At 64.9% G+C, this 15,895-nt stretch carries 12 protein-coding genes and 2 pseudogenes; 5 read left to right on the top strand and 9 right to left on the bottom strand.

Going from position 1 to position 15,895, the window contains the following annotated elements; genetic code table 11:
* Positions 1-5 precede the first annotated feature (5 nt).
* The 3 genes from F8237_RS00980 to F8237_RS00970 are packed head-to-tail and all read right to left on the bottom strand — an operon-like array spanning position 6 to position 2,672.
* Positions 6-875, bottom strand: a complete 870-nt coding sequence (locus tag F8237_RS00980; protein ID WP_151641984.1) for a carbohydrate ABC transporter permease — start codon at positions 873-875, stop codon at positions 6-8.
* Entirely contained in the window at positions 872-1,822 is a 951-nt protein-coding gene (locus F8237_RS00975; protein ID WP_162005826.1) for a carbohydrate ABC transporter permease, read from the bottom strand. Before F8237_RS00975 ends, F8237_RS00980 begins: the two co-directional genes overlap by 4 nt.
* Before the next feature lies 1 nt (position 1,823).
* A complete protein-coding gene (locus F8237_RS00970) occupies positions 1,824-2,672 on the bottom strand; it encodes a phosphodiesterase (protein WP_151641982.1) in 849 nt (282 codons plus the stop codon).
* 250 nt (positions 2,673-2,922) lie between these two features.
* Here F8237_RS00970 and F8237_RS00965 point away from each other — a divergent pair, with 250 nt between their 5' ends.
* A complete protein-coding gene (locus tag F8237_RS00965; RefSeq protein WP_151641981.1) occupies positions 2,923-3,933 on the top strand; it encodes a M23 family metallopeptidase in 1,011 nt (336 codons plus the stop codon).
* 12 nt (positions 3,934-3,945) lie between these two features.
* Here F8237_RS00965 and F8237_RS00960 read toward each other — a convergent pair whose 3' ends face one another.
* The gene (locus F8237_RS00960; RefSeq protein ID WP_151641980.1) at positions 3,946-5,400 is read right to left on the bottom strand and encodes a protein adenylyltransferase SelO; all 1,455 of its coding nucleotides are present in this window, start codon (positions 5,398-5,400) and stop codon (positions 3,946-3,948) included.
* Between the two features lie 196 nt (positions 5,401-5,596).
* On the opposite strand from F8237_RS00960, the gene aspS reads away from it, so the two are divergent.
* Positions 5,597-7,369 (top strand): aspartate--tRNA ligase, encoded by a 1,773-nt coding sequence (gene aspS / locus F8237_RS00955; protein ID WP_151641979.1) that lies wholly within the window; start codon positions 5,597-5,599, stop codon positions 7,367-7,369.
* 166 nt (positions 7,370-7,535) lie between these two features.
* Here aspS and F8237_RS00950 read toward each other — a convergent pair whose 3' ends face one another.
* Complete coding sequence (locus tag F8237_RS00950) at positions 7,536-9,506, bottom strand: hypothetical protein (protein ID WP_151641978.1); 1,971 nt, start codon at positions 9,504-9,506, stop codon at positions 7,536-7,538.
* A gap of 244 nt (positions 9,507-9,750) precedes the next feature.
* On the opposite strand from F8237_RS00950, the gene F8237_RS00945 reads away from it, so the two are divergent.
* Positions 9,751-12,060: an NADP-dependent malic enzyme gene (locus F8237_RS00945; protein ID WP_151641977.1), complete on the top strand. Its 2,310-nt coding sequence runs from the start codon at positions 9,751-9,753 to the stop codon at positions 12,058-12,060.
* Positions 12,061-12,347: 287 nt separating this feature from the next.
* Entirely contained in the window at positions 12,348-12,800 is a 453-nt protein-coding gene (locus F8237_RS00940; protein WP_151641976.1) for a DoxX family protein, read from the top strand.
* A gap of 8 nt (positions 12,801-12,808) precedes the next feature.
* Here F8237_RS00940 and F8237_RS00935 read toward each other — a convergent pair whose 3' ends face one another.
* Positions 12,809-12,997: a hypothetical protein gene (locus F8237_RS00935; protein WP_151641975.1), complete on the bottom strand. Its 189-nt coding sequence runs from the start codon at positions 12,995-12,997 to the stop codon at positions 12,809-12,811.
* Between the two features lie 120 nt (positions 12,998-13,117).
* Positions 13,118-13,603, bottom strand: a pseudogene (locus F8237_RS00930) (helix-turn-helix transcriptional regulator); the annotation flags it as partial.
* On the opposite strand from F8237_RS00930, the pseudogene F8237_RS00925 reads away from it, so the two are divergent.
* Positions 13,603-14,157, top strand: a pseudogene (locus F8237_RS00925) (autotransporter outer membrane beta-barrel domain-containing protein); the annotation flags it as partial. The pseudogenes F8237_RS00930 and F8237_RS00925 overlap by 1 nt on opposite strands.
* A 62-nt stretch (positions 14,158-14,219) precedes the next feature.
* On the opposite strand, the gene F8237_RS00920 reads toward F8237_RS00925, so the two are convergent.
* On the bottom strand, positions 14,220-14,783 hold the full coding sequence (locus F8237_RS00920) for a dihydrofolate reductase family protein (RefSeq protein ID WP_162005825.1): 564 nt from the start codon (positions 14,781-14,783) through the stop codon (positions 14,220-14,222).
* 8 nt (positions 14,784-14,791) lie between these two features.
* Complete coding sequence (locus F8237_RS00915) at positions 14,792-15,805, bottom strand: polysaccharide deacetylase family protein (RefSeq protein ID WP_151641973.1); 1,014 nt, start codon at positions 15,803-15,805, stop codon at positions 14,792-14,794.
* Between the last annotated feature and the right edge of the window lie 90 nt (positions 15,806-15,895).

Genomic DNA, 15,895 nt, shown 5'->3' with positions numbered 1-15,895 from the left:
ATCTCCTATTTGATGCCTGAGGTGACGAAAGAACTGATGAAGCGCTTCTGGAAGATCAGGAAGGTGATGAGCAGCGGCGCGATCACCATCAGCGTGCCGGCGGCGATGGTGCCCCAGGCCTGCGTGCCTTCCGCCGTGGCGGTGAACACCGACAGCCCGACCGTGAGCGGTCGCTTGTCCGGCGAATTGATCACCATCAGCGGCCACAGGAAGTCGTTCCAGTGGCTGGTGACGGAGATGATGGCAAACGCCGAGAAGCTCGGCAGCGACAGCGGCACGTAGATGTGGCGGATGCGTTGAATCAGGCTGGCGCCGTCGATCAGCGCGGCGTCTTCCAGCTCGGTCGGGATGGCCTCGAAGGCCTGCCGCATCAGGAAGGTGCCGAAGGCGGAGGCGAAGAACGGCATCATCACGCCGGCCAGCGTGTCGTAGAGGCCGAATTGCGCGACGATGCGCAGGTTCGGCACGATCAGCAGCACCGGCACCAGCATCAGCTGCATCAGGAACAAATAGAACAGCAGCGACTTGCCGGCGAATTCGAGCCGCGCGAAGGCAAAGCCCGCCAGCGTGATCGTGACGAACTGCACCAGCAGGATGCCGGTGCAGATGATCGTGGTGTTGAGGAAGTAGCGCGGGAAATCGCCGATCTCCCAGGCATCCCTGATGTTGTCGAGCGTGGGCTTCACGCTCGGCATCAGCTCGGCCATCAGGTTGATGCCGTCGGAGGCCGGACGCAGCGTCGCCACGCCCATCCACAGGAACGGGATCAGCCAGACCAGCGCGAGCAGCACTGTCAGCACGAAGCCGAGCTTTGGCGTGATCTCGCGGCGGGTGGCGAGCGGGGCGTCCTTCAACAGCCAATCGATCAGATTCATGCGCCGCCCTCGCGGTTCGCCATCGTGCGAAACGACAGCGCGGTCAGGCCCATCAGCGCGGCGAGCGTCAGCAGCGTCGCCGCCGAGGCCTTGCCGATGTCGTAATGCTCGACCGCCTGCTGGTAGATGTAGAACAGCACGAGATTGGTCGCGTTCGACGGCCCGCCCTTGGTCATGACGAAGACGTGGTCGACCTGCGTCACCGCATTGAGGATCGCGATCACGGTGACGAACAGGAAGGTGGGCTTGAGCTCCGGCAGGGTGATGTGGCGAAAGCGCTGCCAGGGGCCGGCGCCGTCGAGATGCGCGGCTTCCATGACATCCTCCGGCACGGACTGGAGGCCGGCGAGGAAGAACAGCATGTAGTAGCCGGCGTTCTTCCAGATCGTGATGACCATGATGGCATAGAGCGCGATGTCGGAATCGCCGAGCCAGTTCGGCAGCACCGGAAGCAGCCGGCCGATGTAGTAGTCGAGCAGCCCGACATTGGGCAGGAATATGAACAGGAACAGCGCGGAGGCCGCGACCATCGGGATCAGCACCGGCAGGAACAACGCGGCGCGGAGCGCGCTGGTCACGGCGTTGGTCCGCGCCAGTGCCAGCGCGAACAGCAGTGCGAGGCCGATGCTCGGGATCGCGGTGCCGACGGCGTAGACGAGGTTGTTGATAACAGCGCCGGTGAAGGCGGGATCGGCCAGTACGGCACTGATGTTGTCGAGGCCGACGAAGCGGAGCGGCGCCTTTGGCGTGGCGCGCTGGTAGAGCGCGTCGATGAATACGCGGCCCATCGCGCCGTAGGTGAACAGCGCGAGGAAGATCAGCGACGGAAGCAGCAGCAGATAGGCCGGCAGCGAGGTTTTGAAGCGGGTGGAAAGCCGCTTCAGGATGTGCAGGTGCGGCGGCGCCGATGCCGCGACCGGGAGAGCCGCGGGTTCAGCAAGGCTCATGTCACCGCGCCGGGAAGTTGAGCGCATAGTCGCGGCCGTCCATTCCCGCCGGTGGCGCGAAGGGGAAGCGCAGACTGGTGTCTAGGAAGTCGTGGCTGTGCACGACCAGGTTCTCCTGGTCGATCAGCACCACGCCATAAGCCGGCGGCTCGTGGCTCGCCAGATGCGGTGCGTCGGCGTCGAGCTCGAACCAGACCTGATGGTTGGTGCTGCGCAGGGTAGAGAAGGGGATCTTGCCGTAGCTGCCGAAGATCGGACGGTGCACATGGCCGAAGAACAGGTGGCGGATGCGCGAGCGGTAGGGCGCGATCACCTCGGCGAATTCGGCGCTCTGTTTCAGCGCGATCTCGTCCATCGCGAGCACGCCGACCGGGAATGGCGGGTGATGCATGAAGACGACGAAGGGCTGGTCGGCAGGCGCGGCCGCGAGCGTCTTCGCGAGCCAGTCGAAGCGCTTTGCGCACATCTCGCCAGCGTGGCTGGTCTCGTCCAGCGTGTCCAGGAACACGAACAGGCCGTGCTCGGTCGTCTTGGTGCCCTGCACGAAGCCGTTGGCATCGCGCGGCGCGGCCTTCAGGGCGTCGAGGCAGGCCACGCGCTTGTCGTGATTGCCGACCATGGCGATGTAGGGGATCTTCAACGCCGCCATCGCGTCGGCGAAATTGGCGTAGGATTCGGGCTCGCCCCAATGGGTGAGGTCGCCGGTCACGACCGCAAACGCTGCATCGGATTGGTGCGTGTTGATGTCGGCGATCGCCGCATCCAGCCGGGCGCGCGGATCGAGGCCATAGAGCTTCAGCCCGGGGTTCGCCAGATGCGTGTCGGTGATGTGGATGAATTTGAAGGGCATGGCGCTTGTCAGGATCGTTGGAGGATGGGCGCCTCCGGCAAGACGGCCCTGACAGGCCGTTAGAGCGCGTGTGTTTCAGTTTGATGACAGCGGTTCCGGTGGCGTGCCGATGATGTGGATAGGTCTGGCTGCCCGCCTGCCGCGGGATGACCTGTCCCGATTGAGCAGTGTGGTGAGGTCTACCTTGCCGCGAAAATGCGGCTGTGGTTTCCTCGGGCTGCTCATCGAATTTGCATCACGAGATCTTCCCATGTCGACGCCCCATGTTTTTCGCAAGCTGGGATGGGTTGCGGCCTTTCTGTTGACCGTCATGCCCTTTGCCGCCCCTGATGTCGCCCGCGCGGAATTCAACTTCGCCCGTTACAAGGAGACCGATCTCGACGAATTCCTGGCTCGACCGCGGCCTGCGAGCGGCCTCGACATCTACCCGATGTCGCCGCTGAAGCTCGACGTCACGCTGGCCTCTCACGGGGAGCCGTGTGCAAGCGGAATGCTCAAGCGGTCGCTGATCATGAGCGGCATGCCCAAGGCGGACGCCGACGGCTTGCAGGCGACCAACTGCATCACGGTGCGCTCCGCCAAGGGGCGCGAACTCAAGGTCTTTATTCAAGATGTGGTCTACGGGTTTCTCCCGAGCGAGGTGCCGGTCGGGGACAAGCTGTCGCTCTATGCGATCCATGCCTTCACGTCCCCTGAGGGGCCGGGATTGCTCGTCAATGAATTCCTGACCCCGCGCAGTTTTCCCCGCGCCGACAAACCGAAGAATACGACGATGACCTCCTGCGGATGCTGGATCCAGGACGAGCACCCCGGGGTCGACTTCACCATGGACAAGGCCGGCGGTCCGGTGGCGGCGATGGCGGACGGCGTCGTCGTCAAGGTCGAGAATAGCGAGCAGGCGCCTGGAGATTTGCCTTTGATCGGTGGTTGCGGCCGCTACGTCGTGCTCAAGCACACCTATCCCAACGGCGGCATCGTCTACACCCGCTATGTCCAGCTCGGCCGCATCATTGGTCCGAACGGCGCGACGCTCGCGCCAGGCGCGAGCGTCAAGGCGAAGGATACGATCGGCGAGATCGGCCCGAACAAGGTGCTGCATTTCGAGCTCCGCCCCGTCGCACCCGGCACGACGACGACGGACAAGGCCTGGACCGAGCGCTACGGCAAGATGCCCGACATGGAATGGTCCCGCTACGATCCCGTCGATCCCCAGAAGTTCGACGCGGCCTCATTCGGCGGGGTGAGGAAGGCGACGAAATAGGGACGAATTCTCTCAAGTCCCGCAGAACGTCTGCAACACGCGCTGGTCCGGCAGTGGCGGATCGGCGTAGGCCGCATATTCCGGCTGCTCCTCGAACGGCTTGGCCAGCACCTTCACCAGCTCATCGAACGGCGCGTAGTCGTCGTCGTTCACCGCGGCCTGGATCACGGCCTCGACGCGGTGGTTGCGCGGGATGAAGAGTGGGTTGACGGCATGCATCGCAGCCTGCCGCTCGACTGCGGTCTGCGGCTCCAGCGCGATGCGCGCGTGCCAGCGTCCGGCCCATTCGTCGAAGCCCGCGGGGTCCATGAACTCCGAGCGCGCGTCATCCGCGGCCAGCTTGCGGAAGGTGAGGGTGAAGTCGGCCTGGTTCTTGGCCATGGCGTCGAGCAGGTCCTGGATCAGCGCCTCGTCGCCCTCGCGCTCCGTGAACAGGCCGACCTTCCTGCGCAGGCCGGCCTGATAGGCCGCACTGAACGTCTCTGAGAACGCGCCGAGAATGTCCTGGGCCTCCGCGACCGCCTTGTCCTGGTCGTCTCCGAACAGCGGCAGCAGGCATTCGGCGAGCCGCGTCAGATTCCACAGCGCGATGCGTGGCTGGTTGGCATAGGCATAGCGGCCCATCTCGTCGATCGAGGAGAACACCTGCGAGGGGTTGTAGGCATCCATGAAGGCGCAGGGGCCGTAGTCGATGGTCTCGCCGGAGATGGAGCTGTTGTCGGTGTTCATCACGCCATGGATGAAGCCGACCAGCAGCCAGCGCGCGACGAGCTCGGCCTGCCGCGCGACGACGGCGCCGAGCAGGCCGTGATAGGTCCGCTCCGCATTCAACAGCTCGGGGTAATGACGGGCGATGACGTGGTCGGCGAGCCGGCGCACCGCCTCGGTGTCGCGGCGGACGGCGAAGAACTGGAAGGTGCCGACGCGGATATGGCTGGAGGCGACGCGGGTCAGCACCGCGCCGGGCAGCGCGGTCTCGCGAAACACCTGCTCGCCGGTGACGACCGCGGCGAGCGAGCGAGTCGTCGGAATGCCCAGCGCGAACATGGCTTCGCTAACGATGTATTCCCGCAGTACGGGGCCGAGCGCCGCGCGGCCGTCGCCGCGGCGGGAGAACGGGGTAGGGCCGCTTCCCTTGAGCTGGATGTCGCGGCGAAGGCCGTGCCGGTCGATGACCTCGCCGAGCAGGATGGCGCGACCGTCGCCGAGCTGCGGCACGAAATTGCCGAACTGGTGGCCGGCATAAGCCATGGCGATGGGATCGGCCCCTGATGGAACCGTCTTGCCGGCCAGGATCTCGGCACCCTCTGGGGTCTCCAGCAGATCCGGGTCGAGCCCGAGCTGGAGCGCCAGGGGGCGGTTCAGCTTGATCAGCCGGGGGGCGGCGACGGGGGTCGGCGCGACCCGGGCAAAGAAGCTGTCCGGCAGCGCCGAATAGGAGTTCTGGAACGGGATATGGACGGTCATGGAGGTAAAGATAGGCGGCGAACGCCGATCGGCAAAGGCTTGAGGCCCAATCGGCCAAAAATGGCCAGTCCGGGCCCAAAACAGGCCGTTCCCTTGGTTGCCGCCTTGGGGCTCGTCGGGTAAACCCTGCCGCAACTTCGGACCGGCCGTTTTCGGCCGTTCGATTCGCTTCCTCAGACATCATTTTGGGACGACCATGCATCGCTACCGGTCACATACATGCGGCGCGCTCCGCGAGAGCAACATTGGCGAGACGGTCCGCCTGTCAGGCTGGGTCCATCGCGTTCGCGACCATGGCGGCGTGCTGTTCATCGATTTGCGCGACCATTACGGCCTGACCCAGTGCGTGGTCGATCCGGATTCGCCGGCGTTCTCGCAGGCCGAGAAGCTGCGCTCGGAATTCGTGGTGCGGATGGACGGGAAGGCCCGCCGCCGCCCCGAGGGCACCGACAATGACGATCTGCCGACCGGCAAGATCGAGATCTATGTCAGCGAGATCGAGGTGCTGGGACCTGCCGGCGACCTGCCGCTGCCGGTGTTCGGCGACCAGGAATATCCTGAAGACATCCGCCTGAAGTACCGCTTCCTCGATTTGCGCCGCGAAAAACTGCACCAGAACATCATGACGCGCGTCGAGATCATCAAGTCGATGCGCCGGCGCATGGAGGGGCAGGGGTTCTTCGAGTTCAACACGCCGATCCTGACCGCGTCCTCGCCGGAAGGCGCGCGCGACTTCCTGGTGCCCTCGCGCATCCATCCCGGCAAATTCTACGCGTTGCCGCAGGCGCCGCAGCAGTACAAGCAGCTGCTGATGATGTCCGGCTTCGACCGCTACTTCCAGATCGCGCCCTGCTTCCGCGACGAGGACCCGCGCGCCGACCGTCTGCCCGGCGAATTTTATCAACTCGACGTCGAGATGAGTTTTGTGACTCAGGAAGACGTGTTCGCGGCGATGGAGCCCGTCATCACCGGCGTGTTCGAGGAGTTCGCGAAGGGCAAGCCGGTCAGCAAGAACTGGCGTCGCATTCCGTTCGCCGAAGCGCTGCGCAAATACGGCAGCGACAAGCCGGATTTGCGCAATCCCATCGAGATGCAGGACGTCTCCGAGCACTTCCGCGGCTCGGGCTTCAAGGTGTTCGCGCGCATGCTCGAGGATCCCAGGAACCAGGTCTGGGCGATCCCGGCGCCGGGCGGTGGCAGCCGTGCGTTCTGCGACCGCATGAATTCGTGGGCGCAGGGCGAGGGCCAGCCCGGCCTCGGTTACATCATGTGGCGCGAGGGCGGCGAGGGCGCTGGTCCCTTGGCGAACAACATCGGGCCTGAGCGCACCGCTGCGATCCGCGCGCAGATCGGCACCAAGGAGGGCGATGCCGCCTTCTTCGTTGCCGGCGATCCCGACAAGTTCTGGAAGTTCTCTGGCTTGGCCCGCAACAAGGTCGGCGAGGAATTGAACCTCACCGACAAGGAGCGGTTCGAGCTCGCCTGGATCGTGGACTTCCCGATGTACGAGTACAACGAGGACGACAAGAAAGTCGACTTCTCGCACAACCCGTTCTCGATGCCGCAGGGCGGCCTCGACGCGCTGACGGGCCAGGATCCGCTGACCATCAAGGCGTTCCAGTACGACATCACCTGCAACGGCTACGAGATCGCCTCGGGCGGCATCCGCAACCACGTGCCGGAAGCGATGGTGAAGGCGTTCGAGATCGCCGGCTACGGCGAGCAGGAAGTGGTCGACCGCTTCGGCGGCATGTACCGCGCCTTCCAGTACGGCGCCCCGCCGCATGGCGGCATGGCCGCCGGCGTCGACCGCATCGTGATGCTGCTCTGCGGCACCAACAATCTGCGCGAGATCTCGCTGTTCCCGATGAACCAGCAGGCCATGGACCTGCTGATGGGCGCGCCGTCCGACGCCACGACCAAGCAGCTCCGCGAACTGCATGTGAAGGTGAACCTGCCGCAGAAGTGAGCTGAGGCGGTTTCATTCGCGTGCCCCGGACGCGGCGCAGCGCTTCTTCAGCGGTGCGCTGCAGAGCCGGGGCCCATGTCTCCGCGAATCGCGGCCTTGCTAGGTCCCGGCTCTGCGCAGCAGCGCTACACGCTGCAGCGCGTCCGGGACACGAGACCGTCTCTCCTTAAAGCCCCGTCGATGCCTCGATCCTGAACTGTGCCAGCGCGTTCTCCGGAGCGGTCTGGGTGAGCTGCAGCAATTGCATCAGCGGCACCTTGGCGCGGGGCGTCAGTTTGATTGTGAGTGTCTGCCCTGATGTCTCGACGAAGCCGGCGAGCGCGTCGATCGCTGCTTTGGCATCGAGATTGCCCGCCGTGAACTTCTCGCCTTGCGCCCGGATCATCTCGACGATGGCGCTGCGGGCGGCGTCGCGGCTGACGTTCTGCATGCGCGAGAACTGCGCCACGACGAGATCGACGACGCCGCTGTCGCGCAGCGAGAGCTCGATCGCGCCGGTCTCGATCTGCGCCGCCTGACCCATCGCCTGCGCCGGATCGGTCGTGAACAGGCCGCGCGGCACGTTGGCGAGCGCAAGGCGGGCTTGCGCCCTGGCGAGATTGCCGAGATCGATGGTCGCCGGCGCGAGCGCGAATGCGCCTGACGATTCCGTCCAGGCCGCGCCGAGATCGAGGTCGATCGCGAGCTTGTCGACGCCCGCCATGATCAGCGTCCGCTGCGCCGGACTGGTGGGATCGGTCGGCGTCACCATCTTCACGACCAGATTGGCCTTGCTCGGGATCGACCCGACCAGCTGCCCCCAGTTCAGGCTGATGGTGTCGATGGTGACGGACTGCCGCGTGTTCTTGAAAGGCGAGACCACGCCCTTGATCTCGGCGCCTTCTAGCACGCTGAACAGGCCCAGCATCTGCTCCGGTGATGGCGTCTGTCCGGGATTGCTCAGGCCCGCCCCCCAGCGCATCAGGTTTGCCGCGCTGAACGACTTCAGCGCGAAGCGCTCCATCTTGAACTGCCCCTGCGGGCTCGGCGTATCGACGCCCTCGATCGCGAATTCGCCCTCGCGGTATCTGATCGCGTTGACCTTGCCGGTCCCCTGCGGCGTGCCGATCGAGATCTTGCTGACCTCGGCCTTGCCGATGCGGACACCTTCATAGATTCCGGCGAGCTTCTCCAGCATTTCGCGCGACTGTGCCGGCGTCGGAACAGACGATTGAGCCCGCGACAGCGCGTCAAATCGGTCGGCCAGCCGGAATTTCGACGGTTGCACGTCGATGTCCTCCATCACGAAGCCGTCGATATCGATACGCATCCCCTGAACCGTTTTGATCGTATAGGGGCCGGCCGAGACTTGCCGGTAGACGCGATGATAGGTCTCGTCACTGCTGGTCTTTGGATCGAGCGCGGCGATGATCGCGGTCGCATCGAAATCATTGACGAGGAGATTCGACACCTCGCCGGTCATCTTGTCCGGCTTGCCTGGCTGCTTCACGTCGATCGAGATGGCGGCGCGGTCCGCCTTTGCCGCATCGATCTTGCCGCGCCTCAGATTCTGGATCGCCAATCCGGAATAGGTGATCTCGCCGCTGCCGCCGGGACCGCTGCCGGAATCGAAGCTCACCGTCAGCGTCGGCGCCATGAGCGATGACGCCGTGACGCTCGCGTATTGACCGAGTACATAGCGGTAGAGTTCGATCAGGGAGCCGTTCGCTGGCGCCGTCCCGGTGTGAAGGGGGCCGGCATAGTCGCGCATCGTCAGTTGCGGGATCTTGTAGGACGCCTTCACCTTGGCTTGACCGACTTGGTCAAGCGCGACGTCGAAGCCGGTGATGTCGATGCTGTCCGCCGAAAACCTGCTGTCGTCGATCTGGCGAACGCCGGTGGCTTGGATGCCCGCGATCTTGATCTGCGCTTGCGGCTGGCCGCCGGGTGTGACCGCGATGTCCTCGATGGTCAGCGTGCGGCTCATCAAGTCGAATTCGACCTTGCCGTGGCTCGCCTTGCCGCCACTGCTGCGGATCTGCTCAAATACCGTCTCGACTTGGGAGATGGCGCGATGCTTGGCGTAGAGGTTGAAGCCGAACCATCCGCCCGCGGCGAGCACGGCTGCCAAGATCAGGCCGATCAGGATTCGCTTCATTCCAAGCTCCAGTTGCTGTTTTGCACTGCGCAACCTGCCATATTCGCGAAACGCCGTGTGGTCCAGGTAAAGCTATAGCTATCAAATATTTGACTATGTGCCTTGTTGATGGGAGCGCAATCGGATGTTGCCACCGGGGCGCCCGGCGTGCTTCATCCGGTTTCCATCGGCCGGAAATACCGTCCGCTTCGGCGGCCCCCCGGTTGATGCCTTTTGAGGCCGGTAACGCGAGGCGAGACACCGCATGTCGTCTTATTCCGATGATCTCCACCAGGCAGCGCTGGCCTATCACCGTCTGCCGCGCCCCGGAAAGCTCGAGATCCAGGCGACCAAGCCGCTCGCCAACCAGCGCGACCTCGCGCTTGCCTATTCTCCGGGCGTCGCCGCTGCCTGCACCGAGATCGCCAAGAACCCCGCGGAGGCCGCCTCGCTGACGGCCCGCTCCAATCTGGTCGCCGTTGTATCGAACGGTACCGCGGTGCTCGGCCTCGGCAATATCGGCCCGCTGGCGTCCAAGCCGGTGATGGAGGGCAAGGCCGTCCTGTTCAAGAAGTTCGCCGGCATCGACGTGTTCGACATCGAGATCGCCGCCGACACCATCGAGCGCGTGGTCGAGACCGTGGCCGCGCTGGAGCCGACCTTCGGCGGCATCAATCTGGAAGACATCCGCGGACCGGAGTGCTTCGAGATCGAGGCGCAGTTGAAGGCGCGCATGAAGATCCCGGTCTTCCATGACGACCAGCACGGCACCGCGATCATCGTCGCCGCCGCCGTCACCAACGCCCTGCGGCTGAACGGCAAGAAGCTGTCCGACGTCAAGATCGTGGCGTCGGGGGCGGGGGCTGCCGCAATCGCGACGCTGAACCTGCTGGTCTCGATGGGCGCGCAGCGCAAGAACATCTGGGTCTGCGACATCGACGGCCTCGTGCACGAAGGCCGCAACACCACGATGGATCGCTGGAAGGCGGTCTATGCGCAGAAGACCGACAAGCGCACGCTCGGCGATGTCATCGGCGGCGCCGACATCTTCATCGGGCTCTCGGCACCCGGCGTGCTCAAGCCGGAGATGGCCAAGGCGATGGGCGACAAGCCCTTGATCATGGCGCTAGCGAACCCGACCCCGGAGATCATGCCGGAGGAGGCGCGGAAAGCGCGCCCCGACGCCATGATCTGCACCGGCCGCTCCGATTATCCGAACCAGGTCAACAACGTTCTCTGTTTCCCCTTCATCTTCCGCGGCGCGCTCGACGTCGGCGCCACCGCGATCAACGAGGAGATGAAGCACGCCGCCGTCGAGGCCATCGCGCAGCTTGCGCGCGAGGCGCCGTCCGACGCGGTGGCGCAGGGCTTCGACAGCGGCGAGACCCAGGGCTTCGGCCCCGGCTCGCTGATCCCGAGCCCGTTCGACCCTCGCCTGATCCTGCGGATCTCGCCGGCTGTGGCGAAGGCCGCGATGGAGTCCGGCGTCGCGACGCGGCAGATCACCAATTTCGACGAATACACCGCGCTGCTCGAGCGCTTCGCGTTCCGCTCCGGCCTCGTCATGAAGCCGATGTTCGCGAAGGCCAAGACCCAGCCGGTGCGTGTCATCTACGCCGAAGGCGAGGACGAGCGCGTGCTGCGCGCCACCCAGGTGGTGCTGGAGGAGAATCTGGCGCGGCCGATTCTGGTCGGTCGTCCATCCGTGGTGGAGGCGCGTATCAAGCGCTTCGGCTTGCTGATCAAGGCGGGCAAGGATTTTGACCTCGTCAATCCCGAGGACGATCCGCGTTATCGCTCCTATGTCCAGTCTTACGTCGAAGTCGCCGGCCGCCGCGGCGTGACACCGGACGCGGCACGCACGGTGGTGCGTACCAACAACACGGTGATCGCGGCGCTCGCGGTGATGCGCGGGGAGGCGGATGCCATGCTCTGCGGCGTCGAGGGCCGCTACATGCATCATCTGCGTCATGTCCGCGAAATCGTCGGCTTCCAGGCTGGCGTCAGCGACTATGCCGCGCTGGCGCTGCTGATCACCAGCAAGGGCGCCTTCTTCATCGCCGACACCCAGGTACGCCCAAATCCGACCGCGGAAGAGCTTGCCGAGATCGCCTCGCTCGCGGCGGTCCACGTCCAGCGTTTCGCGCTCAAGCCCAGGATCGCGTTCGTCTCGCATTCGGATTTCGGCAGCTACGACACCGATTCCTCGCGCAAGATGCGCCGCGCGACCCAGCTGTTGAAGGAAAAGCATCCGGAGATCGAGGCCGACGGCGAGATGCAGGGCGACACCGCGCTCTCGGCCGCGGCACGCAAGATGGTATTGCCGCACTCCAAGCTCGAGGGCGAGGCCAACATCATGATCATGCCGACGCTGGACACCGCCAACGTCGCCTACCAGATGATCAAATCGCTGGCCGATGCGCTCCCCGTCGGCCCGATCCTGATCGGCCCGGCGCGTCCGGCGCACATCCTGACGCCCTCGGTGACCGCGCGTGGCATCCTCAACATGACCGCTGTTGCGGTCGTTGAAGCCCAGGAGCGCGCGGCGCGCCAGCAGCCGACGTTGTTTACGTAAGGGCGTCGCTCTTCCCTCTCCCCTTGTGGGAGAGGGTGGCTCGCCGCGGAGCGGCGAGACGGGTGAGGGGTATCTATCCGCGAGTGGTCTCTCACAATTGAGCTTGCGGATAGATACCCCTCATCCGGCGCTTCGCGCCACCTTCTCCCACAAGGGGAGAAGGGGCACCGTCTTCGTCGCTTGTTTTGAATTACTCGCAGTTCTTCATTTCCCCGTTTGTAAACCGGCGCACGACTCATCATAATCTCCGCGCGTTCCGTGCTTAGCGCTTTGCCAAGAGGCCGATCATGCCAGCGTTCGTGACTTTCGGGCGAATCCTGTTCGCCGTGCTGTTCATCTACACGGGCGCGACCAAGCTCTTTGCCATCCAGGCGACCGCCGATTTCATCGCCACCAAGGTCGTGGTGCCCGAAATCATTGCGCCCTATGCCCAGCAGATCGAGACGGCGACCGCCATGACAACGCCGCAACTGCTGGCGATCGCGGTCGGCGGGCTTGAGATCATCGCGGGGCTGATGATCGCGCTGAACTTCGGCGCGCGATTCTTCGCGTTGCTGATGATCGTTTACGTTGCGGTCGCAACCGTGCTGTTCTCCGATTTCTGGAACCAGACGCCTCCCGACAATGCCAAGGTGCTGGTCGACGCGCTCAAGAACCTCTCGATCATCGGGGCGCTGTTCATGATCATGGGGTTCGGCCGCGCCACGCGCTCGGCCGAGACGGCCTACGGCGACGTCTAGCCGATCGGCTAGCTGCCGACGCCGCAGCTCGCGCGAAGCAGGGCGGCCTTGGCCTCGTAGGATTTCGCCAGCGTCATGAGCTGATCAATCAGGTCGTCTTCCGCGACGCCGGTCGCGAGCTGTCGGCAATGCCTGGCCTGACCCAGCAAGCGAGCGGTTTCCTCGCGGGGATGGTCGGGAACGAGGATGTGGGACATTTGACCAGCCTTTCGCAACTGAAGTCCCGGCATTCTCAATTGTAAGTGTAGCCGCACGGCACGCATTGATGCGGCTCAATCGCACAGTCGGACACAGCTGTGTGGAGCAGGTCCCCGACCTCAATCCACCGCGCGCGGGGGTGCGATCTCGCGCATCCATCGGGAAATCGTCGCGCCGGTCGCTCCCCCCGTGCCGCGATGCACGCCCAGCAGCGCAGCCTCGCGCGCCGCGCGGGGCGTGATGCCATAGGCTGCCTTGAAGGAGCGCGTGAAATGCGCATCGGTGCCGAGCTGCCAGCGTCGCGCCACCTCGCTGATCCTCAGGCTGCGTGCGTCCGAATTGGCGAGGTCGAAGAAGGCGCGGTGCAGCCGGCGGCTGCGGATGTAGTCGGCGATGCCGCCGACCGGCGCGAACAGCCGGTACAGCGAGGCGCGGGACAGGCCGAAATGGGCCGCGACCGAAGTGGCCGACAGCTCGTCGCTGTCGAGGCCGGCCTCGATATATTGGCGGATCCGCATCGCGGATGGGCTGGCGGTAACCGAATGGTCGTCGTCAGCCTCGATGCGCTCGAGCTCGTTGCGCAGGCAGGCTGCAAGCAGCGAGAGTCACGACCGATCGCATCGTGACCATTGCCGGCACGGATCGCCTGCGCGCCGGGTTCAACGCAAACGCCTGGTCGGGCCGTGTCGAGGGCGGCTATCGTTTCGCTCCGCCATGGATGAACTTGGGCATCACGCCTTATGCGGCGGGGCAATTCACCACCATCGCGCTGCCGGCCTATGCTGAGTCCGTGCTGTCAGGCAGCGGCGCGTTCGTGCTGTCGTATGATGCCATGAGCGTGACGGATCCTCGTACCGAACTCGGCATCCGCACCGACCGGGTTCTCGGCCTGAGCGACGGCGTTCTGACGCTGCGCGGACGGTTGGCATGGGGACACGATTTCAATCCAAACCGGACGATCGCCGCGACCTTCAGGGCGCTGCCTGACGCAAGCTTCGTCGTCAACGGGGCCGCGCAGTCTGCGGACTCCGCGCTTCTGACGGCCGCGATCGAACGGACATGGAAGACCGGCTGGTCGGCCCTGGCGGCTTTCGAGGGCGAGTTCTCGAACGTGACGCGGTCCTACACGGGCAAGGGCGTCGTTCGTTATGCGTGGTAATTCTGCGCGCTAGTGCCGGGCAATATAGTACCGGTACTGTGCATGGGGTTGTTTTGCCCGTCTTAGCGGGAGCCTCGCACCGGCCGCCACGGGGTGACGGTCACGTCATCGGAGGCGTCGAGCACATAGGGCGCGCCCGGCTTCATCCCATGCGACGCCAGCACCTCGTGCGGGGTCCGTTCCGGCACGCCGACGAAGCAGCCTTCGCCGCCGGGCAGCCGCACGCGCGGGGCTTCCGAAAGCCAGAACGTATCGTAGCGGTCCATGAACATGTCGAACACGACGGGACCGCCGATGATCGCGACCGTTCCGGACGCGACGTCGGCGAAGGCGCAGGCCTGCTCGAAGCTCGCATGGTCCGGATTCCACAGCGTCGCATTCGGCATTTCAGGATCGACGGTGAGCGCCTTGATCTTGCGGGTCAGGATCAGCCGCTTGCGCTTCGGCGAGTTCGGCTGCTGCTCGTACGAGTTGCGGCCATGCACGATCAGCGCAGCGCGATCGAGCGCCTGCTCGAAGAAGCGCTTGTCGCCTTCGAACTTCAGGCTGTCGGGCATGACGTGACCGGCGTCGGCGAGCATGCCGTCCGCGGAGACGATGACGTAGCCTTCGATGCGGAAGGGCAATGGCGCGGCTATTCGGAGACCGTCGTCACGACGCTGTTGACCGGTCGGCTGCTGACCGTCGGCAGCTTGATGTCCTTGAGCAGCTCCTGGTCGTACTCCGGCAGTGACGACGCCGGGAATTTGGCGCGCATCGCCACCACCTTGTAGCCGCCGGCCTTCAGGCGCTTGAGCAGCTCGGGCAGGGCTTCGGCGGTGTGCTTCTGGAAGTCGTGCATCAGGATGATGCCCTTGCCCTTGGTGTCGAGCTTCTTCATCACGGTCTCGACCACCTTCTCGGGCTTGGATGCCTTGAAGTCGAACGAGTCGATGTCGCAGGAGAAGATCGCCGTGTTGCGGTTGCCGAGATAGGTGACCATCTCCGGCGGATGCTGCAGCGCCGGGAAGCGGAAGAACGGCGAGGGCGAAATGCCGCCGAGCGCCCACTTCACCGCGGACAGGCCCTTCTCGATCTCGTCCTTGCGCTGCGCTTCCGTGAGCTTCTTGTTGTTGAGGTTGGCGTGCGACCAGGTGTGGGTGCCCACGGTGTGGCCGGCCGCGTAGACCTGCTTCAGGATCTCCGGCTCGTAGGTGGCGTGCTTGCCAATCGAGAAGAAGATGCCGGTGGTGCATTCGTCGGCGAGCGCCTTCAGCACGGCCGGCGTGTTGCGCGGCCAGGGGCCGTCGTCGAAGGTCAGCACCACCTCCTTGTCGCGCAGGAAGTCGAGCTCCTTGAAATGCTCGAAGCCGAAGCCCGGACCGCCGGTGGTGTCGATCTCGACGGTGCGGGCGACACCGAGCGCGCCCGGCGTGTTGCAGGCGGCGCGGGCGGGCTGTGGCGCCTGCTTCGGCGGCGGCGGGTTGACGAAGCCGGGCTGCGCGGCAGCTGCCGCCGGTGCAGCGGCGGGCGCTGCAGCCGCAGCTGTCGGAGCCGGTGCAGCCTGTGTCGCGGCTGCAGCTTTTGCGGCCGGGGTCTGCGACCACGCCGCGCCCGTCAGCGCCACAGAGATCGCGCTCGCCAAAATCAGTCCTGCCGCCACACGCATGGTGTTGTCCTCGAGATTGATCCCGTTGTTCTGCCGCGGCTTTTCGCCTGCGGCAAAACCATCCTGCCCCTTGTGTGATCCTAGCCTAGA

The sequence above is a fragment of the Bradyrhizobium betae genome, assembly GCF_008932115.1.
In the GTDB taxonomy this organism is placed as follows: domain Bacteria; phylum Pseudomonadota; class Alphaproteobacteria; order Rhizobiales; family Xanthobacteraceae; genus Bradyrhizobium; species Bradyrhizobium betae.
The sequence above is the reverse complement of the archived record's forward strand: the minus strand, read 5'-3'. Positions and strand labels throughout refer to the sequence as shown.

What these genes read in the sequence shown, in the direction of transcription:
- F8237_RS00980 (WP_151641984.1), bottom strand. Translation starts at nt 875, where the DNA reads ATGAATCTGATCGATTGGCTGTTGAAGGACGCCCCGCTCGCCACCCGC.
- F8237_RS00975 (WP_162005826.1), bottom strand. Translation starts at nt 1,822, where the DNA reads ATGAGCCTTGCTGAACCCGCGGCTCTCCCGGTCGCGGCATCGGCGCCG.
- F8237_RS00970 (WP_151641982.1), bottom strand. Translation starts at nt 2,672, where the DNA reads ATGCCCTTCAAATTCATCCACATCACCGACACGCATCTGGCGAACCCC.
- F8237_RS00965 (WP_151641981.1), top strand. Translation starts at nt 2,923, where the DNA reads ATGTCGACGCCCCATGTTTTTCGCAAGCTGGGATGGGTTGCGGCCTTT.
- F8237_RS00960 (WP_151641980.1), bottom strand. Translation starts at nt 5,400, where the DNA reads ATGACCGTCCATATCCCGTTCCAGAACTCCTATTCGGCGCTGCCGGAC.
- aspS (WP_151641979.1), top strand. Translation starts at nt 5,597, where the DNA reads ATGCATCGCTACCGGTCACATACATGCGGCGCGCTCCGCGAGAGCAAC.
- F8237_RS00950 (WP_151641978.1), bottom strand. Translation starts at nt 9,506, where the DNA reads ATGAAGCGAATCCTGATCGGCCTGATCTTGGCAGCCGTGCTCGCCGCG.
- F8237_RS00945 (WP_151641977.1), top strand. Translation starts at nt 9,751, where the DNA reads ATGTCGTCTTATTCCGATGATCTCCACCAGGCAGCGCTGGCCTATCAC.
- F8237_RS00940 (WP_151641976.1), top strand. Translation starts at nt 12,348, where the DNA reads ATGCCAGCGTTCGTGACTTTCGGGCGAATCCTGTTCGCCGTGCTGTTC.
- F8237_RS00935 (WP_151641975.1), bottom strand. Translation starts at nt 12,997, where the DNA reads ATGTCCCACATCCTCGTTCCCGACCATCCCCGCGAGGAAACCGCTCGC.
- F8237_RS00915 (WP_151641973.1), bottom strand. Translation starts at nt 15,805, where the DNA reads ATGCGTGTGGCGGCAGGACTGATTTTGGCGAGCGCGATCTCTGTGGCG.